Consider the following 26,197-nt stretch of genomic DNA (forward strand, 5'->3'; position numbering starts at 1 on the left):
GGATCATCAGGCTGAGAGGCGCTTGCGGCCCTTGGCACGGCGACGGCTGAGCACCAGACGACCATTCTTGGTGGCCATGCGTGAACGGAAACCGTGGGCGCGTGCGCGTTTGATTACGCTGGGCTGAAATGTTCTTTTCATGGCACTGTTCCAATAGCAGGTAATAAATAAAAGTGGGAGGCCAGTAGTCTGGCAACACATCGTGTGGGCCGGCATTTATGACGCACACGGTTGCAGCGAGTCCGGGCCGCAAAAAGGTTGGCTATTCTAGAGAAACGCAGGGGGTAATTCAATGCGTAAACCGGGCTTATTTTTTCGTGTGCAGCAGGGGGTTTTTGGGGGAGCTTTCAGGAGCGTTGATCCACGGACGCCAGACCCTGTGGGGCCGTGCTTTGCAGCCATCCACACACAGATTTTCAAAAAGATATTAACAGTTTATCCACAGGTTGGGTTATTCAATGGCTGTGTTTGATCGCCTGTACAAAATTCAGGCGGTTGTAACATAAGCTATTGAAAATAAAAGATATTAAATTTAAAGATATTTTTGCAAGAAGTGTGGATAACTCGGATATGGGGGAGTATCATCCTTCCTCCGGCATGGAAGAGTGCCGGGCAGGACAGTAGTCGTATACAAATACATTTCGTGACAAGAGCTCGACCTAACAAGGGCTCTGAAGGGGTAGGTTTTGCCTGATGTGGCTTGGCAACGGTGCGTGGATCGGCTTCAGGATGAGCTGCCGTCGCAGCAATTCAATACCTGGATCAGGCCTCTGCACGCACAACAGCACGGTCAGCAGCTGACACTGTTCGCTCCGAACCGCTTCATCAAGGATTTTGTCAGTGACAAGTTTGGCCGCCGTATCCGGGAATTGTTGCAGGAAATGGAAGGTTCACAGCCGCTGGATGTGGTGCTCGAGATCGGTGGCTCTCGCGGGTCAAGCAGTGAATACGAGCAGGTAGCCGCTAACGCGCCGGCGGTATCCATGGCTCCGGCGGTGTCGGGTTACGCCGTCAGTGGTGGGGTCAGTCGCGAGACCTGGGCCCGGGAGCCGATGCCTGCGACGACCGGCCAGGCAGCTGGCGAAGCGTCGGGCAGACGGTTGCGCGATTCGGCCGCGAGCGGCATTCGCCGGCGCGTGGTAGCGACACCGCAACAGCAGCATCACCTGGTAGAGCACTATACGTTTGACAATTTCGTTGAGGGCAAGTCGAACCAGCTGGCGTTGGCCGCAGCGCGACAGGTGGCAGAAAACCCGGGCGATTCCTATAATCCGCTGTTTCTCTATGGCGGCGTAGGCCTGGGTAAAACCCACTTGATGCATGCGGTGGGCAACGCGTTGATAATGCACAAGCCTGAGGCCAAGGTCGTGTACCTCCACTCAGAGCGGTTTGTGGCTGACATGGTCAAGGCCCTGCAGTTGAATGCAATCAGTGACTTCAAGCGCTATTATCGCTCGGTCGACGCGTTGCTGATCGACGATATCCAGTTTTTTGCCAAGAAGGACCGGTCCCAGGAGGAATTTTTCCATACCTTCAATGCCTTGTTGGAAGGTGGCCAGCAAATGATCCTGACCTGCGACCGCTACCCCAAGGAGATTGATGGTCTTGAGGAGCGTCTCAAATCCCGCTTCGGCTGGGGTCTGACTGTGGCGGTGGAGCCGCCGGAACTGGAGACAAGAGTCGCAATCCTGATGAACAAGGCCAGCCAGGCGCGTATTGATCTTCCTCCCGACGCTGCCTTTTTTATTGCCCAGAAGATTCGATCGAATGTGCGGGAGCTCGAAGGTGCGCTGAAGAGAGTGATAGCGAGCGCTAACTTCACAGGCAAGTCCATCGATGTGGATCTGATCCGGGAAAGTCTCAAGGACCTGCTGGCGCTGCAGGACAAGCAGGTCAGTCTCGACAATATCCAGCGCACCGTGGCCGAGTACTACAAGATCAAGGTCGCAGACCTGATGTCGCGCCGCCGCAGCCGTTCGGTGGCCAGACCAAGGCAGATGGCAATGGCAATGGCCAAGGAGCTGACCAACCACAGCTTGCCGGAGATTGGCGACAGTTTTGGCGGCAGAGATCACACGACAGTGCTTCACGCTTGCCGTAAAATAAAGGAACTTCGCGAGACCAATTCCGATATTCGCGAGGACTACAAAAATTTGCTGCGGTCATTGACGACGTAGGCGTGGACGCAAGGAAACAGGATCTATGAAGTTCTCGATTTCACGGGATGCATTGCTGAGGCCCCTGAACCTGGTTGCAGGGGTGGTGGAGCGGCGCCAGACTCTGCCAATCCTGTCGAATATCCTGGTGGTACTGGATGGGGACCAGCTGTCACTGACGGGAACCGATCTCGAGGTTGAACTGGTGGGGCGGGTCAGGCTCGCCGCCGCCCCTGCAGTGGGAGGGGAGTTTACCGTTCCCGCCAGGAAGCTGGTGGATATTTGCAAGTCGCTTCCCGAGGGCAGTGATATTGAATTTGCGGCTGAGGAAAGCAAGGTGACGCTGCGCTGTGGGCGCAGCCGCTTCACACTCTCCACACTGCCTGCGCGGGAATTTCCCAGTGTTGAAGAAAGCAGTGGAACACAGCAGTTCCGCATTGGCCAGGGCCAGCTGCGGCGCCTGATCGACCGAACCGGCTTCGCGATGGCCCAGCAGGATGTGCGCTACTACCTCAACGGCATGTTGCTGGAGCTCAAGGGCGGGCGTTTGCGGGTGGTAGCCACTGACGGGCACCGGCTGGCAATGTGCACCCTGCCCTCTGCCGTCGACAATGCCGAGGATGTCCAGGTGATCCTGCCTCGCAAAGGGGTGCTGGAGATGGCCAGGTTGCTGCTTGATGAAGATGAGGAGATTGCCATCGTTCTCGGCAGCAACCATCTGCGTGCTACCACGGCCGACTTTACTTTCACTTCGAAGCTGGTGGACGGCAAGTTTCCCGATTATGAGCGTGTTCTGCCCAGGGCGCCGGACAAGATTGTTATCGGTTCACGGCTGGAGCTGCGCCAGGCCTTTGTTCGTACCGCCATTCTGTCCAACGAGAAGTATCGCGGCGTACGTCTGAAATTGGCTACGGAGTCCATGGAAATCCTTGCCAATAACCCGGAGCAGGAGCAGGCAGAGGAGCAGGTGCCCGTCGACTACCAGGGCGAGGGAGTCGAGATTGGCTTCAATGTGAGCTACCTCCTCGACGTACTCGGAGTGTTGAGCGGTGAGAAGATCAAGCTTTCCCTGTCTGATCCAAACAGCAGCGCACTGCTGGAGGAGTCCGAGGAGGGGGATTCCCTCTATGTTGTCATGCCCATGCGCCTTTGACAGCAGCTATGCTCGGGGCGGCTGCCCTCGCCCCGCCCTACTCTCCCCATAGCTTCCTGGCCTGACTTTCCTGCGTGGCAATTTCCCAGCTCCAGATACACCATATCAGGAACTTGCAGCAGCTCTACCTGCAGGAGCTTTCCCAGATCAATATCATCTACGGCGCCAATGGCAGCGGCAAGACCAGTGTCCTGGAGGCCATCCACATGCTGGGTATGGCGCGCAGTTTCCGCAGCGGTGGCAGCAGGGCAATTGTGAGTCATGGCCAGCCTCGCTGCACAGTATTTGGCGTGGCGCGGAGTGCTGCGGGTGGTCGCGGTATTCCGATGGCAGTCCAGCGGGCCGTGGGCGGTGAGGTTGAGATCAAGGTCGCAGGCCAGCAGGTCCGAAGCGTGGCCGAGCTGGCCGAGCGCCTGCCGCTGCAAGTGATGAATGCGGATAGTTTTGGCCTGCTGCTAGGGCCGCCCGGTCTGCGGCGGCAGTTTCTAAACTGGGGAGTGTTCCACGTGGAACATCGCTTCTACCCGGAGTGGCTAAGGTTTCAGCGATGCATAAAACAGCGCAATAAGCTGCTGCGGCGTGATAAACTAGGCGATGGCGAACTCGCGGTATGGACGCGGGACTTGGCCGTGGCAGGTGAGCGCATCAATGCCTTCCGCCTGGACTATTTCAGCGCACTTGCGCCGCGCTTCAGGGAGATCATGGCCCGTCTTGCGCCTGAGTTGGAGGCTCTGGAGCTGCGCTTCCGCCCGGGCTGGGACAGGACTTTGAGCTACTCCGAGGCCCTGGATGGCAGTAGTAGGGCAGACAGGGACCAGGGCTATACGCACGTAGGACCGCAGCGGGCGGATATCAGGGTCACCATTGGGGGCTACTCTGCGGCGGAGACGCTGTCGCGGGGCCAGCAGAAGCTGCTCGTCTGCGGGCTGAAGCTGGCCCAGGGAGAGCTGATGAGCGAGCTCGGAGGGGGCCATGGCGGCTGCGTCTACCTGATTGATGATCTGCCCTCGGAGCTGGACCAGCCGCACTGCCGCCTGGTCTGTGGCGAGCTAGTTCGCATGAAGGCCCAGGTCTTTCTCAGCTGTGTCAGGCGGGAGGACCTTGAGGGCATGTGGCCCACTGCCACAGCATTGAAATTGTTCCACGTGGAACATGGATCGCTGCTTCCTGCCATCGAGGATGCTGCCAGCCAGAATAATGACGAGGAGGGGCCCCCATGGATGGCCGCCTACCTAATTAAGCAAGGCCCTGTGAAGACTCTTCTTCCAGGCGCGGTAACGCATGAAATATGATGAGAGCCCAAGCATGAGTGAGAGCGAATACAACTACGATTCTTCCAGTATCAAGGTACTCAAGGGCCTGGACGCCGTGCGCAAGCGTCCGGGCATGTACATTGGAGATACAGACGATGGTACCGGGCTCCACCACATGGTCTTTGAACTGGTGGACAACTCCATTGACGAATCCCTGGCTGGGCACTGCTCTCGCATTGACATCATTATCCATCCCGATGAATCCGTCACTGTTACCGATGATGGTCGTGGCGTACCCACTGAAATGCATGAAGAGGGCGTCTCAGCGGCTGAAGTCATCATGACCGTGCTGCACGCAGGCGGAAAGTTTGATGACAACTCCTACAAAGTCTCGGGTGGTCTGCACGGCGTAGGGGTTTCGGTGGTGAACGCACTGTCCGAGGAGCTTGTCCTCACAATCCGCCGTGAGGGCAAGCTCTATGAGCAGCTCTACAGGCACGGTGTGCCGCAGGCGCCGCTTGCGGTCATTGGGACTACCGAGGACTCGGGTACCGCCATACGCTTCCGCCCCTCGCCAGAAACCTTCACCAACATTGAGTTCCATTTTGAGCAGTTGGGGAAGCGCCTGCGTGAACTCGCCTTCCTGAACTCTGGAGTCTGCATTCAGCTGACAGATGAGCGCTCCGGGCGCCAGGAAATCTACCAGTATGAAGGTGGCCTCCATGCCTTTGTCGCCTACCTCAACCACAACAAGACCGCGGTGAACAAGCCCTTCCACTTCCAGCTGGATACGGAGGATGGCATCGGTGTGGAAGTGGCCCTGCAGTGGAACGACTCCTTCCAGGAAAACATCTACTGCTACACCAACAATATACCCCAGCGCGATGGGGGCACTCATCTCGCAGGCTTTCGCGCTGCCCTCACCCGCAGTCTGAACAACTACATCGAACGCGAGGGCCTGGCGCGAAAGGAAAAGGTCTCCACTACCGGCGATGACGCCAGGGAGGGCCTCACGGGAATAATATCGGTGAAAGTGCCCGACCCCAAGTTTTCCTCCCAGACCAAGGACAAGCTGGTCTCCTCTGAGGTGAAAACAGCCGTCGAACAGGCCATGAATGCGCGCTTCAATGACTACCTACTGGAGAATCCCCAGGAGGCCAAGGCCGTCGTTGGCAAGATGCTGGATGCGGCCCGCGCCCGCGAAGCGGCCCGCAAGGCCCGCGACATGACGCGACGCAAGGGTGCCCTGGATATTGCAGGTCTGCCCGGAAAACTTGCCGATTGCCAGGAAAAGGACCCCGCTCTGTCCGAGTTGTACCTGGTGGAAGGCGATTCAGCGGGCGGCTCCGCCAAGCAGGGCCGCAATCGCCGCTTTCAGGCCATCCTCCCGCTGAAGGGCAAGATCCTCAATGTGGAGAAGGCCAGATTCGACAAGATGCTTGGCTCCGCCGAGGTCGGGACGATTGTCACGGCGCTGGGCTGCGGCATAGGCAAGGATGAATTCAATCCCGACAAGCTGCGCTATCACAGTATTATTATCATGACTGACGCGGATGTGGACGGATCGCACATCCGCACCCTGCTGCTGACCTTCTTCTTCCGCCAGATGCGGGAGCTGGTGGATCGGGGACATATTTTCATTGCCCAGCCGCCCCTGTACAAGATTTCCCGTGGCAAGCAGAACCAGTATCTGAAGGACGACGAGGCGCTGAAGCAGTACCTGACGCAATCTGCCCTCGACGGGGCGGCAATCGTGGTGACGCCGGAAGCGCCGCCGATTACCGGCGCGGGTCTGGAAGAGCTCGTCGCCAACTTCCGCAAAGTCGCGGCGACGATCGAGCGCCTGAGCCGCCTCTATGCGCCGCCGGTGCTTTGGCAACTGGTCTACGGTGAAACCCTGATGGTGGAGCAAATGAGTGATGAGGCTGCCGTGGCTGCCTTTGCAATGCAGTTAAGTGAGCGCCTGCTTACTGTTGCGCCCAAGGGCGCTCACTACACAGTTGCTGTGCGCAAGGATAATGAACGGAATATCTACTTCCCGGTAGTCAAACTGCTGGCCCACGGAGTCGAAACCGACACCGAATACCACCATGAGTTCTTTTCCTCCGGCGAGTACCGCAGCATGGTGGCCCTTGGCGCAATACTGAACACCCTGATAGAAGAGGATGGCTATTTTCAGCGTGGTGACAAGACACTGCCCACTCGGAATTTCGAGGAAGGCTTGACCTGGCTGATGGCCGAAGCCAGCCGGGGCTACAATATCCAGCGCTACAAAGGCCTGGGGGAAATGAATCCGGATCAGCTGTGGGAGACCACGATGGATCCGGACGCACGGCGCATGCTGAAGGTTACCATCGAGGATGCGATGGCGGCCGACCTCATCTTTACGACACTGATGGGTGACCAGGTCGAGCCGCGCCGTGAATTTATCGAGCAGAATGCACTGGCGGTTGCGAATCTTGATGTGTAGTTAGCGCTCACTAATCCGTTGGAGGTTGGATTCCGCGAAATGCCAGGCGTTCACAATCGCTTGACCTTGACATGATGTGAAGGTCCAGACTGCTGCTGTGATTCCCTACAGGAGCAGGACCATGGCCACAAACAGCATTTTACAGGAAAGCAATTCCTTCCCTGCCGCGGGCACCAGTCAATTGGCAATCACCGGTATGAACTGCGCCTCCTGTATCGGGCGCGTGGAAAAAACCCTGCGGCAAGTGCCTGGCGTATACTCCGCCCAGGTCAACCTGGCGACCGAGCTGGCGACGGTGCACTACGATCCAGGCTTGGGAACAGAAGCCGATCTGGTTGCAGCGGTGGCGCGGGCAGGTTATCGGGCCCGGCCGCAGGCGCCGCCCTTCTCCTCCCGTTCGCGTTTCCATGCCCTCTCGCAAGCAAGCCGCCCTAGCATGCAGGTATTGGCGGCGGTATTGCTGACGCTGCCGCTGGTACTGCCCATGCTGAGCTCCCTGGTGGGCCGCCACTGGATGCTCAATGGCTGGCTGCAATTGTTGCTGGCCACCCCGGTACAGTTCTGGCTGGGGGCCCGCTTCTATCGCGGTGGGTGGAGCGCTCTGAAGGCGGGCACCGGCAATATGGATCTGCTGGTGGCGCTGGGTACCAGCGCCGCCTACGGCCTTTCGGTCTATCTGTTGTTGTTCGGCGGCGCCCGCGGTCCAGAGCTGTATTTTGAAACCTCGGCAGCAGTGATGACCCTGATCCTGGTGGGCAAGTGGCTGGAGTCCCGCGCCCGTTACCAGGCCCTGCGGTCCCTGCAGTCGTTGCGCCCGGACCGAGCCAGGGTCCGGCGTGACGGCGGAGACCAGGAGATGGCGCTGGAGCAGGTCGAGGTCGGGGACCTGGTGGTGATACGACCGGGAGAGCGGGTTCCGGTGGATGGCGTGGTACGTGAAGGCAGCAGCCACGTGGATGAATCCCTGCTGACCGGTGAGAGCCTGCCGGTGGGCAAGGACGTGGGTGACGAAATCACCGGCGGCGCTGTCAACCAGGACGGGTTGCTGCTGGTAGAGACCCGCTCGGTGGGCAATGAGACGACCCTGGCCCGGATCATCCGGCTGGTGGAACACGCCCAGGCGGTCAAGCCGCCGATTCAGCGCACCGTGGACAGGATCAGTGCCGTGTTTGTGCCGGTGGTGCTGGTGGTCGCCCTGCTAACTCTGCTGGGCTGGGCGCTGGTCGAAGGCGACTGGCAGCAGGCGCTGTTGAACGCGGTGGCAGTGTTGGTGATCGCCTGTCCCTGTGCGCTGGGCCTGGCCACTCCGGCGGCTATCATGGTGGGCACCGGGACCGCGGCGCGGCACGGCATCCTGGTCAGGGATGCCGAAGCTTTGGAGCGGGCCCGGCACGTTACCATCGTCGCCTTTGACAAAACCGGCACCCTTACCGAAGGCAGACCACGCCTGGTCGCGTTGCAGCCAATGGATATCAGCGCAACGCAGGCATTGGCCCTGGCTGCCGCGCTGCAGCGCGGCAGCGAGCATCCCCTGGCGGCCGCAGTACTGGCGGCGGCAAACGAGCAGGGCCTGGCGGAGACTCACGCCACTGAAGTCCGGGCCATACCCGGACAGGGCCTGACCGGACACATCGACGGCAGCGGTCTGGCGTTGGGCAACGACCGCATGTTGCAGTCGCTCGGCCTGGCGCCCGGTGCGTTGCAGCGCGAAGCCGACGCGCTGATGGCAGCAGGTAATACGATTTCATGGCTGGCCCGGGTCGATGAAGAGCCGCGCCTGCTGGCCATGCTGGCTTTTGGCGACACGGTCAGGGTCAGCTCCCGCGCGGCGGTTCAGTCCCTGCAGGTGGCCGGCGTCCGGACGGTGTTGATCAGTGGCGACAATCCCGCCAGCGCCCGCGCGATTGCGGATCGTCTCGGTATTGATGAGGTTCACGCCCAGGTATTGCCCGGAGACAAGGCTGCGATCATTAGCCGTCTCAAATGGGACGGCAGGGTTGCGATGGTGGGTGACGGCATCAATGACGCCCCTGCTCTGGCTACGGCCGATGTCGGGATAGCGATGGGCAGTGGCACCGACGTCGCGATGCATACCGCCGGCATCACGCTGATGCGGGCCGATCCCCGGCTGGTAGCGGCGGCCATTGCCATCTCCGGGCGCAGCAGCCGCAAAATACATGAAAACCTGTTCTGGGCCTTCATCTACAATGTAACGGGTATACCGCTGGCGGCAATGGGTTTGCTGAACCCTGTCTTTGCCGGAGCCGCAATGGCCCTGAGCAGCATCAGCGTGGTGCTGAACGCACTGCTGCTGAAGCGCTGGCGGCCGGATGACTTTCTGCTGGAGGAACAATAGCGTGAGTCTACAGCTGACCATAGGCCAGATCGCCCGTGCTTCCGGTGTCAGTGCCAGGATGATCCGTCACTATGAGGACACCGGCCTGATTCCGGCGGCGATTCGTAGCGACAAAGGCTACCGATATTACGGCGAGCAGGATCTGCATCGCCTGCGTTTTGTCAGGCAGGCCAGGAAGCTGGGTTTTTCGATTGAGCAGATAGCCGCTTTGCTGGGGCTGTGGCAGGATCAACAGCGTTCCAGTAAACAGGTAAAGAGCCTGGCTGCGGAGCACATTGCGAAACTCGACCAGCGCATTGCGGAACTGCAGGAAATTCGCGCTACCCTGGCGCAGCTGATCCAGGATTGTCGAGGTGACCAGCGCCCGGAGTGTCCCATTCTGGAAAATCTGGCCTGGGGCGAGACGCCGCCGCATTAGCGGCGACGGGCCCGGTTTGCCACAGCAAACGGCCGCGCTGAAGGCGGCCGTTTGTTGCGGGCCGGTCAATGGCGATGATTGCCCTCCCGTTTCGGTGTGGGCAGGGCCTCGCTGCCGGCCTTCGCCAGGCGGCCGCGGCGCTCGGGGCGGCCGTAGTCCGGGTTCCTGCTGATGCGGCTGGCTACGGTGCCCTCAGGATGGTCGTACCAGCCCGGGTCGCTGAAGTCGCCGGGAGCGATGTCATCGCGGGTCTTCACCACGGTGAACATGCCGCCCATTTCGATGTTGCCGAAGGGCCCGACCCCCATCATCATTGCCAGCGTGTTGGGCGGCCCCTGCATATGCCCGCTGTCGGTATGGTCCTGGTGCTCGCCCATGCCCTTCTCGCCCATGGCCATGTAGCCGGGCAGCAACTGGCGAATTTCCTGCTCGATGCCCGATTGGTCCACCCCCAGCGTATTGGGGATATCGTGGCCCATCGGGTTCATCGTGTGGTGGGACATGTGGCAGTGGAAGGCCCAGTCCCCTGGCACCGCGGTGAACTCGATATCCCGCATCTGGCCCACCCCGACAATTTCGGTGACCTCGCTGCGCCACTGGTTTTCGGGCCAGCGTCCGCCATCGCTGCCGGTCACCTGGAACTGTACCCCATGCAGGTGGATGGGATGGTTCCACATGGACAGGTTGCCGATCCGGATGCGAACCCGCTCTCCAGTCCTGGCCACCAGCGAATCTATTGCCGGGAACACCCTGGAGTTCATGGTCCAGAGATCGAACTCCACCATTACCGCGGGATCCGGCCGCGAGGTGCCCGGGTGCATCGCCCAGTTGTGCAGCAAGATGGCGTAGTCGCGGTCCACTGGCACTGCCTCGCCGGCCTTCGGGTGAATGATGAACAGGCCCATCATGCCCATCGCCAGTTGCACCATCTCATCCGCGTGCGGGTGATACATATGGGTGCCGTGTTGCTGTAGCGTGAACTCGTAGACAAAAGTCTCGCCCGGATTGATGGGTGGCTGCGTCAGGCCGGATATACCGTCCATGCCCGAGGGCAGAATCAGGCCGTGCCAGTGGATGCTGGTGTGCTCCGGCAGCCTGTTGGTGACCAGGATGCGGACCCGGTCGCCTTCGACGGCCTCCAGGGTCGGCCCCGGGCTGGTGCCGTTGTAGCCCCAGCATTTGGCGCGTGAGCCGGGCGCGAACTCGTGCTCGATCTCCTCCGCTACCAGGTGGAACTCCTTTACCCCGTCGACCATGCGATGGGGCAGGGTCCAGCCGTTGGGTGTATGCACCGGCATATAGCCCTGCTCGCTGCGTCTGCCGGGAGTGGCCTCGCCGGTGTTGTGTTGAACCTGGCCGATCTCGGCCATGGCCCGGGTGATGGCGGCGGCGGGCAGCATGACGCCGGCGGCAGCCAGAAAATCTCTGCGTTTCATCAGTGATGTCCTCTGTGAGATTCGGGAGTGGGGGCCGGCTGGTGATTGCCGTGATGGCGATGGGGGTCGGCTGCCGGCTCATCAGTCGCTGCCTCGCCAGTGGCGGCACCGACCGGTGTCAGTTCGAGCACCGCTTCGCTGTCGCGGGTGACGGCGCGGCCGCGAAGCTGTGCCAGGCCCACTTCCAGCTGCCAGTAATCCGCCAGATCCTCGACCTGCTCCAACCAGCCCTCTAGCTCCCGCCGCTTGCTGGCGAGCAGATTGAAAACCCCATCGAGCATGAAATTGACCCGTGCCTGCCGCGCCTCCACTTCCGCCGCAAGCGCCGGCAGCAGGCGCTGCTGGCGGACTTCGATGGCTGCCCGGCTGTGTTCCAGCTCGGCCAGTTGCTGCCGCAGCTGCCGCGTCAGTTGCAGCCGCAGCGCGGCCTCTTCCGCCGCGAGCAGCTCGTACTCTGCTGTCGCGGCCAGGGTCACGCTGCGGTTGCGATGCCACAGCGGCAGCGGAAAGGACAGGCTGGGACCAGTGGCGCGCTCGTCCTCCTTGCGCTCGTGTTCAATTTCCACTTCGGCATCGTCCAACCAGGCTTCCCGGCGCTTGCTGCCGGTGAGTTCGTCCAGGCGTGCGACCGCGAGCCGCAGGCGGGCGAGCCGGGGGTGGGATTGCAGGGCGCGGGTCACCATGGCCTCGCGGTCGTCCCCGGCGCTCACCGGCAGCGGTAGCGCGGCGGTGACCTCCCAGTCGTCGTGATCCAGTGCCAGCAGCAGGGCGAGGTCCTCGTGGGCCCGGTCGCGATCCCGACGGGCGTCGATCAGATCCAGCTCTGCTTGCGCCGCCGCCTGGGCGAATTCTGCCTGGTCCAGTGGTGGCAGGTTGCCGGCGTCGGCGAAACGCTGGGCCAGTTGCCCGGCCCAGCGGGCGCTGTTGCTGGCCCACTGCTGCAAGACCAGGCGTTGCTCCGCCGCGGCCAGCTGGTACCAGGCGGCCTCCACTGCCAGCGCCCGGTCCTGCAGGGCCTGGGCCAGATCCACTACCGCCAACTCATAGTCCGCTGCCGCCAGGCGCTGGCGGGCGGGCCGCAGCATTATCCCGGCGAGGCTCTGGCCCAGGCCGACGGTGAATTCGCTGCCACCGCCACTGACATTCAACCAGGATAGGGACAGAGTGGGGTTGAGCAGTTCGCTGGCGCGCACCACATCGGCGGCGGCGATATCCAACCGGGCGTATTCGGCGCGCATATCGGGATGATGTAGCAGCATTGCCTGCACCGCCTGTTGCCGCGAGAGGGCACCGGTGAAGGCTTGTGCCTGGCCGGCTATTTCCAGTCCGCGCTGCTCCAGCAGGATCTGCGCCCGCCCGCTGCCGTCGTCGGGGGGAGCGCTGGCGCAGCCCGCCAGGGCCAGCATCAGGAATGCCAGGCCAGTGCGGCCGGCACGGAAAAAAGGATTCATGACTCGGTTTCTCCAGCAGTGAAAAGAGCCTGCATTCAGGACGCAGGTCAGTTCAGCCCCGCAGGGCAATCAGGCTGGGGAAATTGAGGGAGGTCTGAGCAGGGGTGGCAGGTGGGGATTGAGCAATCCGGGTGCTGGGGCAGGAAATACGCCGGCAACTGGCGCCGGCTTGCCTGGCTCGGCGAAGGACATCGGCACAGCTGCGGCCGCGCAGGCGCTCAGACAGGCGAGATCACAGGATTCACAGCTGCTGCTGTGACTATCGCCGGCGTGTGCCCCGGTGTCACTGTGCTGGTGCTGGTCTGCATGTTGCGCCTCTCCGGTGGCTTCGCCGCCGGCAGCCAGTGCTGTTGTTGCCGCACCGGCCTCGCCACAGCCCGCATGCTGCGCTACCGACAGCGGCGCAGACAACAGGATCAGCAGGGCCAGAAACAGTCTCATCCACGAAGTTTACCACAGCGGCGAATTATTGGGAGCAGCCGAAATCACTGTGTATGGGGCCCCACCCGCAGATAGTTGCAATAACCCCTGCCATGCTCCACCTTGGCGGGCCCTGCGCAAAGTTCTGTTCCTGATCTGTTCGCCACAGCGCCACTGGCGTCTTCCCGCCTTGCTCTGAACGCTGTGGCTGTGAGCGTTAGTCACCGAACGCTACGCAGGGCCCACTAGCCGCTTTGCGCGCAATCCGGTAGCGTCTCACGATGGATTTTCTGTTGCCCGTGGAACTCGCTCCGGCCACTGCCGCCTTCCTGCTGCTGTGTTCGGCGCTGACCTCGATGATTACCGCCAGTCTGGGTGCGGGTGGGGGGGTTTTATTGCTGGTATTGATGGCGATGTGGGTGCCGCCACTGGCGATCATTCCCGTACACGGCATGATCCAGCTGGGCTCCAACGGTGGCCGCGCCCTGCTCACCTGGCGCAGTGTCAATTGGCGGGTGATAGCCGCCTTCGCGCCCGGCGTCCTGGCCGGTGCACTGTTGGGGTCATGGTTGCTGGTGGAACTGCCCGCGGCGGTGTGGCAGTTGACCATCGCCGCTTTCGCACTCTATCTCTCCTGGGGGCCCGCCCTGCCTGCCGCTGTGTTGGGCGGTCGCGGTATTTTCCTGGTCTCGCTGGCCACCAGCTTCATCAGCCTGTTTGTCGGCGCCACGGGTCCGCTGGTCGCGGGCTTTATCAGGCAGCTGTGTAGCGACCGCTTCGCCACGATTGCCACCTTTGCCACCGCCATGACCCTGCAGCACGCACCCAAGGCGCTGGTCTTCGGGGTGGCAGGCTTTGTCTTTCGCGACTGGCTGGGGTTCATTCTGGCGATGATCGCGGCCGGCTTCGCCGGCACCTGTGTGGGTGTTCACCTGCTGAGTAAAATCAGCAACCAGCAATTCAGCAATGCTCTAAAGTGGATACTCACTATTCTAGTGGTCCGCTTGGTATGGTTGGCCCTGGACTGAGCAGGCGAAGAAACTTAGAGTAGACAAAGCGCTACGATTTATCTAGAAGCCATCTACGGTGATTTCGATTGCCTCGTAATCTGGAGAAATCTTCGTATCCAATAGGGATACTCCCGGTGGGCTTAGCAATATGTCCATCGGGCCGATTCTTTCCTTTTTGTCGTCCGCGGTCTGGAATTCTTTGGAGCCGCGCATGACGAAGGTTAGTTTTGTCGTTTCAGACTTTGTACACCACGCGGGCTTGAAGGGTTCGCTGCGGCGTCTGATGATACGCCGAATCGCATACTTGCCGGTATAGTCATCACCTAGTTTGTAGCGGTATACACTAACGCCACTATTGAGGGTTTCAAGGAATGCATCCCGAACCGCCAGGGTTTGTCCCTGTACGGATGAGGTTTCTTGGGGCGCCTCGGTTTCCACCGTGCTAAAGGTGCCGGGAAAGGTGATTTCCGCTACTTGGTAATCCGCGGAGGAGCCTCCTACATTGTGCGGTGCCAAGCCGGGAATAAATAGCAGATCGCCGCGGTTGGCGCGGGACCAGCCGTCCCTGCCATAATCGATGTCCAGAGAGCCATCGATAATCAGGGCGACCTGCAGCTCACATTCATGATAATGCCACGGGCTGGCCCACTGTGGAGTATCCCGGAAGTGACCCGGAAGCGTGGCAATGGCGCGCATGGAATCACCGGTGGTTTCCTGGAGGCGGTAATCGATAATAGTGCCCAGGTCAGCCCGGTGTGCTTGGTCGGGCTGTGGCGGTAGTTCAAGATGGTGCTCATGCGCCCGAAAAATTTGAATGCTGCCGGCAATCGCATTTTTACGCTGGGTTTCAGACATGGCATAACCTCTCAGGATCCAAAGCAACTAAGTTCAACTTGCACTATCTTACAACGAAGTGCGCTTCTTATGCTGTGAATATCCCTTTCTTTGAGTATGATGAATTTCTGCCTGGATAATCAAAATTCATTATGACGCTGGAAATCTTAAGCCGGTATGCTCCTGTGAGTGATTAATCTGTAAGTGGTTATGTTGCTAAGTCAATGAGCCTATAAAGGGGGGTATGAACGAAAATCGGTTATTGGCTAGCTTTTGGACACTGGCAGGGGATGTGTCACCGCTGGATGGCAGCGCAATCAGTGTCAATTCTCTCGAGTCGCGGGCCGCGGCCGCGCACAAAGCTGGTTTTGTTGGGCTTGGTCTTAGCATAGACGATGCAAAATACAATATTGAGAAATATGGCAAGCGCACTGTGCGATCCCTCTTGCGCAATTATGGTATCCAGCATATCGAACTGGAACCGCTTTTCGATTGGTTTGTTGATGGCGAGCAGCGTGCTGCGTCGGATAAAGTCAGGGAGACTACTTGGCAACTAGCCGAAGATCTCGGCGCTTTTCAGCTCAAAATAGGCGGTGACTTCTCAGGGGCGGATTGGCCGGTAGAGCGGGTAACCGATGAGTTTGCCACACTATGCGGACAGGCAAGCGACGTTGGGCTCAGCGTGGTAATTGAATTGATTGTCGAATCTTCGATCAGCGATTTGCCAACTGCTGTAAAAATTATCCAAGGGGCGGGCTGTGATAACGGAGGCCTACTGCTTGATATCTGGCAGGTTGCCCGTGCCGGTGTTTCCTATAAGGATATTCGCAACTTGCCCGAGGGCGTTATCAAGCATATTGAATTCTGCGATGCTTTAAAGCAACAACAGGGCTCTTGGCTGGAAGATACGGTGTGCCACAGATTGCCCCCCGGCGCAGGCGAATTGGATATTGGGGCTTTCTTGACTCGATTCAGAGCGCTCAGTATACGGGATTGATTGGTGTAGAAATTCTCTCTGATAAATTCCGCAAGCTGGCCGTTGAGGACGCTGCCGCAATTGCGGCAAGCAGTACACAAAAGATTCTGTAGGCTTTATCTTGCTGTCATCAAAAAAACCTATCGGGGTGCGTCCATAAGATCATGCGCCAGATGAGTTTAGCTCTGATACCATTCCTGACACATTGAAACGTCCTTGCCACATTCTAAAAAGTTATTCGGAGGATACATAATGCAGCTAAGAATAGCTATCTCAACAACGCTTGCCACACTCGGTGTATTAGGTTCGTTTTCTGCTGTTGCGCAAAAAACCAATGTGCTGGTATTGGATGAAATGCTGGTTACGGCGCAGAAGCGTTCTGAATCTTCTCAGGATATCCCGGTAAGTGTTTCGGCATTCTCCACTGATATGCTAGAGCGTCTGCAAATAGAAGATGCAGCGCAGTTGCAATTTGTGGTTCCAGGCTTGGTGTACACCAGTAGCGGTGGTTTTGCGACGCCTTATCTGCGCGGTATTGGCAGTGACATTGCCACCGTGGGTGCGGAGCCCGGCGTTGCCACGTATGTCGACGGTGTCTATGTTTCCAGTCCGCTGAGTGTCAATATGAATTTTATCGGTGTGGAGCGCATCGAAGTCGTCAAAGGACCGCAAGGCACACTCTATGGCCGTAACGCAATCGGCGGTGCCATCAATATTATTACCAAAGAGCCGGGACAGGAATTTGAAGGTCGAGTAGTGGCCGGTTACGGCAATCATGATCGCGCTGAGGTCGGTTTTTACGTTTCCGGCCCCGTTAGTGATACGTTGTCGCTGGGGATCTATGGGGACTACTCACAGCGCGATGCGCTGGTGGATAATCTTTCCAGTTTGGCGCCGAGGGGCGTGCCGTCGCGCAAAGAAGGCCGGGCAGTTCGCGCCAAAGCAGTGTTAACCCCCAACGAGACAATGAAATTTGTTCTGACCGGCGAATATATGAAGATGGAATCACCCGATCCTTGGGGGTTTCGCCAAGTGCAGGACAACGCGCTGGGGCTTCTGGCCGGCGGTGATACTGGTACGGAGGTGCGCGATATATACCACAATTACCCATCCTTTCAGGAAGGCCGTCTATACGCCGCGACCTTGAACAGCCATTTTGATTTGCCGTTCGCAGAGCTGGTTTCGATTACCGGTTATCGGGACTATGAAGCGGTTTCTTCGGTTGATTATGACGGCACCGATGCGTCAATTATGGGGTTTGCCATAAATCCAGCTACAAGTGAGCAGGTTTCGCAGGAAATTCAACTGCTTTCCTTCCCGGAAAGTACGGTGAAATGGATTGCTGGCGCGTATTATTTTGATGAAGATACCGGTGGTGATTTTGAACTGGCGCCGGGAGATGCGTTGGTGAATTTGATCGCTGAGGTGCCAGTAACCTCCTATGCACTATTTTCGGAAGCGGCATTTCCTCTGACGGAAAAGCTGGAGGTCACCGGTGGCCTGCGTTACACCTACGAAGAGAAAGACGTGTCATCGGTACAGGTGGTTCCGTCCGTTAATCTGGTAACAGTACTTCCTTCCCAGTCCGAATCTTTTGAGAAGGTAACCTGGAAGCTATCAGCATCGTATCATTTCAATGATGATGTAATGGGTTACGCCACCTACAGTCGCGGTTTTCAGTCGGGCGCATTTAATGCTGTCGATTCCGGCGCGCCACCGGTTGACCCGGAAGTTCTGGATGCGCTGGAAGTCGGGCTTAAATCAGCGTTGCTGAATCAGCGGGTACAGCTAAATTTGGCAGGGTTTTACTACGATTTTCAGGATTTGCAGGTGCAGGTCAATGACAGCGCTACCGGTGCGGCGGCCTCGTTCCAGAACGCCGGTGCCGCGGAAGTTTTCGGTTTTGAGTTGAGCGCGAAAATGTTGGTAACAGACCAACTCGATGTTGATTTCAGCGCAAATTATTTAACTTCGGAATACCAGGATTTTCCCAACTATGCTGGGTTTATTCGCGATGATATCAATGGCGGCAACCGCCCTGCCACGGTAAATGTGTCCGGCAATGAGATTGTCCGTGCGCCGGAATGGACCTCGTCTCTTAGCGTAAACTATTCAATTCCTTTCGGTGACAGTGATAGTCTGGAATTTAGCGGGTCCTACTACTACAACGATGGATTTGCCTTTGATCCGCAGCACGTGGTGAATCAGGACTCTTACAATTTTCTGAATGGATCTATTACCTGGCTTTCGAATAACGGTTACAAGGTTTCACTCTGGGGGAAAAACCTTACCGACGAGGATTACCTCAACTTCGGTGTGGTCAGCAACTATGGTAAAACCCACGCGGATGCTCCAGGTAGACTATTTGGTGTACGCTTGACGTATGATTTTGACGCACGTTAGCACGTTATGCAAGATCAGTTACGAGGCAGTAAGGCGCAATAGGATTACGCTAAGGGCGCAATAACAGATCGGGGATGGTAAACAATGATTAATACGGCTATCGCTACAGAAATGTTTCGCCGGATGTTGAGGATCCGGTACTTCGAGGAGCTGGCGGAATCGCTGCATGCCAAGGGTGATATTGTCGGATCGCTGCACTCTTCAATTGGCCAGGAAGGAGAAATCGTTGGCGCCTGTATGGCGTTGCGGGACGAGGATTACATGATGGGTAATCACCGCTCCCATGGGCATCCAATTGCCAAGGGCGCCCAGCTAGGGCCCTTGATGGCGGAGCTACATGGACGCGCGACCGGCGTCTGTGGGGTAAAGGTGGCTCCATGCATCTCGCTGACTTTAGTGTCGGCAGTATTGGCGAAACCAGCATCGTCGGGTCGGGAATGCCGGTTGCCACCGGTGCCGCCCTTACCAGCAAACTACAGAGAACCGGCAAGATTTCGTTGTGTTTTTTTGGCGATGGTGCATCCAACGAGGGCACCTTTCATGAAAGTTTAAATCTTGCGGCGATTTGGGAACTGCCGGTGATATTTTTGTGTGAAAACAACCTCTATGCCGCCGCGACGCCAATGTTTGCCACCACGTCCGTAGAAGATATAGCGGCGCGCGGCGCAGCCTATAATATTCCGGGAAAAATAGTGGATGGCCAAGATGTGTTGGCGGTGTACGAAGTTGTCAGCGAGGCCGTGGTTCGCGCCCGCGAAGGTATCGGCCCGACCTTGATTGAAGCCAAAACCTACCGTTATCGCGACCATGCGGTGAACATGGGGAACTTGGGCGCAGTTGACCTAGGTGGGCGGTCGGACAAGGAAGTTGAGTACTGGCTGTCGCGGGATCCGATTGAGCTGTTCGCCAAGGTGCTTGCCAATCAGTACGAGGTTGCCGCTTCCGTACAGGAAAAAATCAGAAAGGACGTGCGGCGCGAAGTTGAAGAGGCACATGAATTCGCGACGGCGAGCCCGTTTCCCAAGCCGTCAGCCGCCTTTACCGATGTCTATAGCGAGGCGGTCTGACGTTTATCACTTGATCTGGATAGCCAATGTCTAAAATTACTTATTTACAAGCGATTCTTGCCGCAATACGTGAAGAAATGCGCCGCGATCCCGCGACTTTTGTTATGGGTGAAGATCTTTCCATCTGGGGCACCGCGGATGGCCTGTCGGAGGAGTTCGGTCGCGAACGCGTGCGCAATACTCCTATTTCCGAGGCGGGATTTATCGGCGCCGCCGCTGGCGCGGCTGTCACTGGTGGGCGCCCGATCGTCGATGTCACGATTTCCAGCTTCATTTATCCCGCGATGGACCAGGTGGTAAGCATCATTGCTAAATCGCGTTATCTCTACGGCGGCCAGGCAAAAATGCCGTTGGTTTTACGCCTAGGGCTCTACCATGGGCTTGGTGTTGCCGCGCAACATAGCGACCGACCCTACTCCATGTTTATGAATGTCCCGGGTCTCAAAATCGTTATACCTTCTAATCCCTACGATATGAAAGGGCTGCTCAAAAGCGCCATACGCGATGACAACCCGGTGATGGTTTTCGAGGATACCAACCTCTGGAATATGCGTGATGAGGTTCCGGATGAGGAGTACTTGGTCGAAATCGGCAAGGCGAATGTTGTTCGTGAAGGCAGCGATGTCACCATCGTAGCCATTGGTGGAATGCTGCGTCATGCGCTGGCGGCCGCTGATGAATTGGCGGAGGAGGGCGTGCAAGCGGAGGTTCTCGATCCGCGCACCCTGGTGCCTTTCGATCAGGAGACTTTGCTGCAATCTGTCAGCAAAACTGGGCGGTTGGTGGTGGTCGATGTTGCGCATCGGACCTGTAGCGCCGCCAGTGAAATTGCAGCGATTGTGGCGGAGGATGGCTTCTGGCATTTGCGGGCCCCGCTAGTAAGAGTGACCACGCCGGACACACATATTCCCCACAGTCCGGCGATCGAACATCAGTTGTACCCGGATAAAGAAAAGATTATTGCCGCGGTCCATAAAACGTTTGCATAAGAAAGGGTTATTTCACGATGGCTTTTAAACTGGTCTTGCCGCAAGTGGGCATGGGTATGCAGGATGGAACGATTACCGAGTGGCTTAAGCAGGAAGGCGATGCAGTGGCAAAAGGGGAAATTGTGTGCGAAGTCGAAAGCGCCAAATCCGTTGTGGAGATTGAATCTCCGGTAGCCGGCACAATCGCCAAGTTGATTGTCGAAGAAGGTGTGCTGGTGGATGTTCAGGAAGTTATCGCTATTATTGATCAGGAGGGAGGTGATGTGTCGCCGGACGAACCTCCTGTTGAGGACAACAAGCCAGAGACTAAGCTGACGCAAAAATCGCAGGATAATAGCGGGGGAGAGCGCGTGCAGATAGAGCCGCAGGCGCGCTGGGAGGCGAAACAAAAAAACATAGATCTGACCCTTGTCAACGGCAGCGGTCCGGGCGGCAGAATAACATGGGAAGATGTGTTGGCGTACTCGAAAAAACCATCACAGCAGGATTCGCCAACCGGAAGCGGCAGTGAAGTCGAAGAGGATATTTTACCGCTGACGCCAATGCGCCGAGCTATCGCTGAGCGTGTCAGTCTGGCAAAGCAGATGGTGCCGCATTTTTATCTTAAGGTAACCTGCGCTGTCGATGAGTTGAATAAATTGCGCGAGGAAATCAATCATCGCGATAGCAAAGCTTCAATTACGCTAAACGATATTATCGTTAAGGCGTTTGCCGAAGCGTTGAGCAAAACGCCCGAGGCTAACGTCACTTGGCACGAGCGGGGGATCCGTCGCTTTAAGCAAGCCGACCTGGCGGTTGCCGTGGCAATCCAGGATGGTTTGCTGACGCCAGTTGTCGAAAATGTTTCGGGTAAATCCCTTGAGCAATTATCCATTGAAATCAGAGATATCGTCAAGCGTGCACGAACAGGAAAAATAAAGCAGAATGAAATGCAAGGTGGAAGCGCAGGGATTTCCAATCTAGGAATGTTCGGCGTCGAAGAGTTTACGGCAATTATTAACCCGCCGCAATCGCTGATGCTGGCGGTGGGTGCCGCACATCCTATTCCGGTTGTGGAAAATGGGATTTTGCGTGAAAAAATGATGATGAGTTTGCAGCTTTCCGTCGATCACCGAGTGATCGATGGCGTTGTTGCTGCGGCGCTGCTTAATGAGCTGAAAGCCTTGCTTGCCAGGCCGAGGATGCTGTTATGATGCAACAGCGACCGGTAAACCTCGCCCACATCTTGGAACACGCGGCACGTGTTCACGGTTATCAGGAAATTGTTTCCAATACTGTGGAAGGTGGCTTGCATCGCTACACCTACCGGGAAGCACTCTCCAGAAGCAAACAGCTGGCAAACGCATTGGCCGCGTTTGGTGTGTCACCGGGTGATCGCCTGGCAACCCTTGCCTGGAATGGCTATCGCCACTTTGAAGTTTGGTATGCCGTTGCCGGGCAGAGCTTGGTGTGTCATACCCTGAACCCGCGCTTATCACCTGAGCAGCTCGCGTATATTATTAATCATGCCGGGGATCGGGTGATCTTTGTCGATCTGCCGTTGATATCCCTCTTGGAAGAAATCGCCGAGCAACTCACTTCTGTGGAAGCTTATGTCGTATTGACCGACCGGGAGCATATGCCCGAGAGCAGCCTGCCTAATTTGCTATGCTATGAAGAGATGCTTGGCGCTCACAGGGATGACTTTGTCTGGCCAGAAATCGCTGAGCAGACGTCATCGTCACTTTGCTACACATCGGGCACCACCGGCGACCCCAAGGGGGTGTTGTATTCCCATCGTTCCAATCTTTTACATGCTTACGCGACTGTCGGTGGCAATTGCTTTGGGCTGTCGAATGCCACAACCGCGCTAATGGTGGTGCCAATGTTTCACGCCAATAGTTGGGGGCTGGTGTACTCGGCGCCGATGGTCGGCGCCAAGTTGGTGTTACCGGGATCACGCTTGGATGGTAGCGCCATCCAACAGCTTATTGAAAGTGAAGCGGTAACTTTTTCCGCGGGTGTTCCTACGGTATGGACCAATCTGCTGATTTATCTCAAGGAAAGTGGTAAAGGACTGGGAGGTCTTGCGGAGGTAGCTGTCGGTGGAGCCGCCGTGCCGCGCTCCATGATCGCCGCCTTCAGAAAAAACTACGGCGTCAATGTTCTGCATGCCTGGGGTATGACGGAAAGTAGTCCGCTGGGCACCATAAACCGTTTGCCGGCTATTGCCGATACGTGGTCTGAGGATGAACGTTGTGATTATGCATGTAAACAGGGGCAACCATTGTTCGGTGTTGAGTTGGCCCTGGCGGGTGAAGACGGAGAACGCCTCCCCCATGACGGCGGGACCCAGGGGCGTTTACTGATGCGCGGTCCCTGGGTGATCGAGCGCTATTATGGTAACCAAGGAACTGCTTTACTGGAAGATGACTGGTTTGATACCGGCGATATCGCCACCATTGATACATACGGCGTAATGCAGATCAAAGACCGCGCCAAAGACGTGATTAAGTCTGGCGGCGAGTGGATAAGCTCGGTCGATCTGGAGAATGCGGCGATGGGCCACAGCGAAGTGGAGCTAGCCGCAGTTATCGCCATGCCGGATCCAAAATGGCAGGAGCGCCCCATGCTAATTGTCAAGCCGCTGGCTGGCTGCAAACCGGATAAGGACGATATTCGCAACCTACTGGGACAACAGTTTCCAGCTTGGTGGCTGCCGGACAAAATCGAATATGTCGATGATATTCCGTTAACTTCCACCGGCAAGCTAGATAAAAAGGCTATGCGCCAACAGCACCTGGCCGGATAGGCGCCACTAATAGCGAAAGAGCGAGGAAAGTCGTGCCAAAGCTTTATGGAATACCCATGGCGACATGTGCCCGCAAGGCGCTAGTGGTCGCTTTTGAGAAGGGGCTGGATTTTGAATATTGCGAAGTTGAGCGGGAATTTTTGGCCACCGATGATTATCGACGTCTAAATCCCAAGGGACTTGTTCCTACCTTGGTACGAGAGGATGGCGAAGTCCTCTATGAGTCTTCACTGGTGATCCGATATCTGGATGAAAGCGATGCCAAAGGCATTCAACTCCAACCAGCGGATCCGTTACTGCGCGCCAGAATGAATGGTTGGTTGAAAGACGTTGATGAATTGTATTTCGCGGCTACCGGAGCTTTGACCGTCGCCACCTTTATTCGGTTTATGGTGGGTGACCCGATCAATGAAGATAAATTCAAAATCATGCTCGATTCTATTCCCGACCCAGTTGCTCGTCGTTTCCGGGAAGTTTCGGTGCGCCAGGGAATTGACTCTGAACCCGCCAAGCTGGCGACCCAGCACGTGCCCGAAATGTTGCATAAGATCGAGACGAGTCTCGCACAGCAGCAATGGTTGTCCGCCGATCATATAACCCTAGCGGATTGCGCGGTATTTCCGTTGATGTTGCGCTTGGAAGAGCTGGGGTTGGATGAGATCTGGCAAGACGGTTATCCGCGTTTGAAAAGGTGGTGGGCCACTCTTAATGCTCGGCGCAGTGTGGTGAAAATTCGCAATATGGCGCAGCCGGAAATTACGGCAGGGCTAAAAGAGTCTGCCCGAGCAACGCGGGAGGAGCTTGTTAAACGTATGACCAAGACGTTGGAGCAGTTATCCCAATGAAGCTGTACACTTTTTTGCACAAGGGCGTCGAGCGTCTTGGCGCGGAAACCAGTGACGGGCGTTTGTTAGATCTTGCCGGGGCCGCGCACATCATTAACGGTGCTGGGAACCACGCGTTTGCCAGTATGCAAAGTCTTATCCAAGTGGGAGAAAGTGGTTTGGAGGCGGCGACAAATCTTCTGGCCGATTTTCCCGAAGAATCTCTGGTTAACTGGCGTAGCATAAAGATCCTCGCGCCATTGCCACGGCCTTCCAAAATAAGGGACTTTTCCAGTTTTGAACGACATTTGCTGCAAGCGACGGATGGCGCCGCCTTTATGCTTGCCGCAGAAAAACCGGACCCCGCAGCGGCCTACGTCGAAATGCGGCGCAAGTTTAATCTCGACAGTTTGCCTGGCAGTGGCTGGTCGGACGTGCCAGGCTATTATTACTCTGATGCAACTACCATTGTCGGCCATGATGAAGAGGTGAGCTGGCCGGGTTATTCTGATTGGATCGATTACGAATTGGAGTTGGCGGCAGTTATTGGCAAAGCTGGCAAAGATATCGCTCGCGAAAATGCTGACGAGTACATTTTTGGCTATACGCTATTTAACGATCTCAGTGCGCGCGATGCGCAATTCGTTGCCATGTCAACCGGGCTCGGGGTAGCAAAAGGCAAAGACTTTGATGGCTCAAATGTTATCGGTCCCTGCATCGTAACCCGGGATGAAATTCCCGACCCTTATGCGATGACCATGCGGGCGTTTGTGAACGAAGAGCTCTGGTCGCTGTCATTTTTAAGAGAGGCGAAGTGGCGTTTCGATGACTGTATCGCATACGCAAGCCAATCCCAAACACTGGTGCCCGGGGAGCTTTTTTGCACTGGCGCCGCTGCGGATGGCTGCGGTTTGGAGCACCGCAATAAACTAAACCGGGGTGACGTGGTAATTCTGAGCGCGGATCCTATCGGTGCTTTACGGACGCGGATTATTTAAACCTCGCGGTTACCTAAACAAGGTAGGGCAATGACATCATTATTAGCACGAAACGCGTTTTTTCAAAGTTGTTGGGTGGTGAACGACATCCATGCTGCAATGCAGGCGTGGCATACTGCGCTTGGCGCAGGCCCGTTTTATTACCTGGAAAACCAGCAGGCGACAAATTGCTTCCATAAAGATTCCGCTGCGACCTCCCCTATTTTTAATGTGGCTTTTGCTTACCACAGTGGTATGCAAATTGAATTAATTTCCCAAAGTAACAACGTGCCATCCGCCTACCGGGATCTGTATCTCGCCGGTTTTGGCGGTCACCACCATCTGGGGGCGAATGTTGCCGACTACCAGGCCGTTGTGGCTCAATACCGCGAAGCGGGTTATCAGGTCGTTCAGGAAGCCACCTATAACGATCAGCCGTTTTGCTATCTGGATACCAGCGCCGAGCTCGGTTATATGCTGGAATTGTTTCAGTGGAATAATGAGACATTGAGCTTTATGATGTCTTTGAATGAAGAGGCGCAAAACTGGGATGGTAAATCGCCATTTCGGGAATTTTCCTAAAGGCAAGAAATCATTCGGTAGCGTCCGCCTATGCCCAATCTTACGCGATTAAGCTTAGAGCTTGTTCAGGAACCTGGCGATGACCTGCTGCGCAATATGTTCAAGCGACTCGATCGGGGTGGGCGAGGCCCGGCGAATATCCATCGGCTGCTTGCCGCCAGTCCCGCTATTTTTGAGACCTTTATTAATTACGCGCACGCTTTGCGTCATCAAACGGATTTGGAGCCGCAAGATCGGGAATTGCTAATTGTTCGTCTGTTGTCGCGGCTTGATGCGCGCTATGAACTGGCTCATCATTACCAAATGGCGGTTGATGCAGGCTTGGCGGATGCTGTACTGGCGACGGTTACGCAAGGCCAAATTGATATTGCTATATTAAATAAACGCCAGAAGATGTTAGTGGCATTTGCTGATCGTTTTATCACCGGTGACGGGCTTGATGAGAAGACCGCGGCGTATATGCGCGCCATCTATACAGATAGGCAACTGCTGGAAATTGGGCTTACTTTGGCGTTGTATCTCGGTTTAGCGCATTTAACGCATACTATCGATGTGCCATTCGAGACGGAGTAGCTATTGCCAGTTTGTTGCAGGGTGTTAGATTATCAAAACTCGTTGACTCATTAAAAGC

At 56.9% G+C, this 26,197-nt stretch carries 22 protein-coding genes and 1 pseudogene; 18 read left to right on the forward strand and 5 right to left on the reverse strand.

Features of this window, described 5'->3' with window-relative positions:
• Positions 1-6: 6 nt before the first annotated feature.
• The gene (rpmH, locus tag G3T16_RS09530; RefSeq protein ID WP_163494963.1) at positions 7-141 is read right to left on the reverse strand and encodes a 50S ribosomal protein L34; all 135 of its coding nucleotides are present in this window, start codon (positions 139-141) and stop codon (positions 7-9) included.
• Between the two features lie 572 nt (positions 142-713).
• Between rpmH and dnaA the strand changes: the two genes are divergently transcribed.
• The 6 genes from dnaA (at position 714) to cueR (ending at position 9,806) form a co-directional block, all read left to right on the forward strand.
• Positions 714-2,177, forward strand: a complete 1,464-nt coding sequence (dnaA, locus tag G3T16_RS09535; RefSeq protein ID WP_232059332.1) for a chromosomal replication initiator protein DnaA — start codon at positions 714-716, stop codon at positions 2,175-2,177.
• A 25-nt stretch (positions 2,178-2,202) separates the two neighbouring features.
• The gene (gene dnaN / locus G3T16_RS09540) at positions 2,203-3,309 is read left to right on the forward strand and encodes a DNA polymerase III subunit beta (RefSeq protein ID WP_163494965.1); all 1,107 of its coding nucleotides are present in this window, start codon (positions 2,203-2,205) and stop codon (positions 3,307-3,309) included.
• A gap of 74 nt (positions 3,310-3,383) precedes the next feature.
• Entirely contained in the window at positions 3,384-4,601 is a 1,218-nt protein-coding gene (gene recF, locus G3T16_RS09545; RefSeq protein WP_163494966.1) for a DNA replication/repair protein RecF, read from the forward strand.
• A gap of 13 nt (positions 4,602-4,614) precedes the next feature.
• Entirely contained in the window at positions 4,615-7,032 is a 2,418-nt protein-coding gene (gyrB, locus tag G3T16_RS09550; protein WP_163494967.1) for a DNA topoisomerase (ATP-hydrolyzing) subunit B, read from the forward strand.
• A gap of 121 nt (positions 7,033-7,153) precedes the next feature.
• A complete protein-coding gene (locus tag G3T16_RS09555) occupies positions 7,154-9,388 on the forward strand; it encodes a heavy metal translocating P-type ATPase (RefSeq protein WP_163494968.1) in 2,235 nt (744 codons plus the stop codon).
• 1 nt (position 9,389) lies between these two features.
• Complete coding sequence (gene cueR, locus G3T16_RS09560) at positions 9,390-9,806, forward strand: Cu(I)-responsive transcriptional regulator (protein WP_232059333.1); 417 nt, start codon at positions 9,390-9,392, stop codon at positions 9,804-9,806.
• A gap of 65 nt (positions 9,807-9,871) precedes the next feature.
• On the opposite strand, the gene G3T16_RS09565 is transcribed toward cueR, so the two are convergent.
• From G3T16_RS09565 to G3T16_RS09575, 3 genes are all read right to left on the reverse strand, one after another.
• Positions 9,872-11,242 carry a multicopper oxidase family protein gene (locus G3T16_RS09565; protein WP_163494969.1) on the reverse strand — a complete coding sequence of 457 codons (1,371 nt, stop codon included), beginning with the start codon at positions 11,240-11,242 and terminating at the stop codon, positions 9,872-9,874.
• Positions 11,242-12,693 carry a TolC family protein gene (locus G3T16_RS09570; protein WP_163494970.1) on the reverse strand — a complete coding sequence of 484 codons (1,452 nt, stop codon included), beginning with the start codon at positions 12,691-12,693 and terminating at the stop codon, positions 11,242-11,244. Before G3T16_RS09570 ends, G3T16_RS09565 begins: the two co-directional genes overlap by 1 nt.
• 69 nt (positions 12,694-12,762) lie before the next feature.
• A complete protein-coding gene (locus G3T16_RS09575) occupies positions 12,763-13,134 on the reverse strand; it encodes a hypothetical protein (RefSeq protein ID WP_163494971.1) in 372 nt (123 codons plus the stop codon).
• Positions 13,135-13,394: 260 nt separating this feature from the next.
• On the opposite strand from G3T16_RS09575, the gene G3T16_RS09580 reads away from it, so the two are divergent.
• A complete protein-coding gene (locus tag G3T16_RS09580) occupies positions 13,395-14,141 on the forward strand; it encodes a TSUP family transporter (RefSeq protein ID WP_163494973.1) in 747 nt (248 codons plus the stop codon).
• A 42-nt stretch (positions 14,142-14,183) separates the two neighbouring features.
• Here the strand turns inward: G3T16_RS09580 and G3T16_RS09585 are convergent, their stop codons facing one another.
• Entirely contained in the window at positions 14,184-14,978 is a 795-nt protein-coding gene (locus G3T16_RS09585) for a cupin domain-containing protein (protein ID WP_163494975.1), read from the reverse strand.
• Between the two features lie 223 nt (positions 14,979-15,201).
• Here G3T16_RS09585 and G3T16_RS09590 point away from each other — a divergent pair, with 223 nt between their 5' ends.
• The 11 genes and pseudogenes from G3T16_RS09590 to G3T16_RS09635 all read left to right on the forward strand — a co-directional run bounded on the left by G3T16_RS09590 (position 15,202) and on the right by G3T16_RS09635 (position 26,139).
• A complete protein-coding gene (locus tag G3T16_RS09590) occupies positions 15,202-15,954 on the forward strand; it encodes a sugar phosphate isomerase/epimerase family protein (RefSeq protein ID WP_163494977.1) in 753 nt (250 codons plus the stop codon).
• Between the two features lie 231 nt (positions 15,955-16,185).
• Complete coding sequence (locus G3T16_RS09595; protein WP_163494979.1) at positions 16,186-18,336, forward strand: TonB-dependent receptor; 2,151 nt, start codon at positions 16,186-16,188, stop codon at positions 18,334-18,336.
• A 123-nt stretch (positions 18,337-18,459) separates the two neighbouring features.
• Positions 18,460-18,672, forward strand: a pseudogene (locus tag G3T16_RS23075) (thiamine pyrophosphate-dependent enzyme); the annotation flags it as partial.
• 20 nt (positions 18,673-18,692) lie between these two features.
• Entirely contained in the window at positions 18,693-19,403 is a 711-nt protein-coding gene (locus G3T16_RS09600) for a thiamine pyrophosphate-dependent dehydrogenase E1 component subunit alpha (RefSeq protein ID WP_269473297.1), read from the forward strand.
• A 26-nt stretch (positions 19,404-19,429) separates the two neighbouring features.
• On the forward strand, positions 19,430-20,392 hold the full coding sequence (locus tag G3T16_RS09605; RefSeq protein ID WP_163494982.1) for an alpha-ketoacid dehydrogenase subunit beta: 963 nt from the start codon (positions 19,430-19,432) through the stop codon (positions 20,390-20,392).
• Between the two features lie 17 nt (positions 20,393-20,409).
• A complete protein-coding gene (locus G3T16_RS09610; protein ID WP_163494985.1) occupies positions 20,410-21,585 on the forward strand; it encodes a dihydrolipoamide acetyltransferase family protein in 1,176 nt (391 codons plus the stop codon).
• A complete protein-coding gene (locus tag G3T16_RS09615; protein WP_163494987.1) occupies positions 21,582-23,183 on the forward strand; it encodes a long-chain fatty acid--CoA ligase in 1,602 nt (533 codons plus the stop codon). Before G3T16_RS09610 ends, G3T16_RS09615 begins: the two co-directional genes overlap by 4 nt.
• A 32-nt stretch (positions 23,184-23,215) precedes the next feature.
• On the forward strand, positions 23,216-24,028 hold the full coding sequence (locus G3T16_RS09620; RefSeq protein ID WP_269473281.1) for a glutathione S-transferase family protein: 813 nt from the start codon (positions 23,216-23,218) through the stop codon (positions 24,026-24,028).
• Positions 24,025-25,005, forward strand: a complete 981-nt coding sequence (locus G3T16_RS09625; RefSeq protein ID WP_163494992.1) for a fumarylacetoacetate hydrolase family protein — start codon at positions 24,025-24,027, stop codon at positions 25,003-25,005. The genes G3T16_RS09620 and G3T16_RS09625 overlap by 4 nt, the downstream gene beginning before the upstream one ends.
• Positions 25,006-25,035: 30 nt before the next feature.
• Entirely contained in the window at positions 25,036-25,566 is a 531-nt protein-coding gene (locus G3T16_RS09630) for a VOC family protein (RefSeq protein ID WP_163494994.1), read from the forward strand.
• Between the two features lie 30 nt (positions 25,567-25,596).
• Positions 25,597-26,139, forward strand: a complete 543-nt coding sequence (locus G3T16_RS09635; RefSeq protein ID WP_163494996.1) for a carboxymuconolactone decarboxylase family protein — start codon at positions 25,597-25,599, stop codon at positions 26,137-26,139.
• Positions 26,140-26,197: the final 58 nt, after the last annotated feature.

It is taken from the genome of Kineobactrum salinum, assembly GCF_010669285.1.
GTDB classification, from domain to species: domain Bacteria; phylum Pseudomonadota; class Gammaproteobacteria; order Pseudomonadales; family Halieaceae; genus Kineobactrum; species Kineobactrum salinum.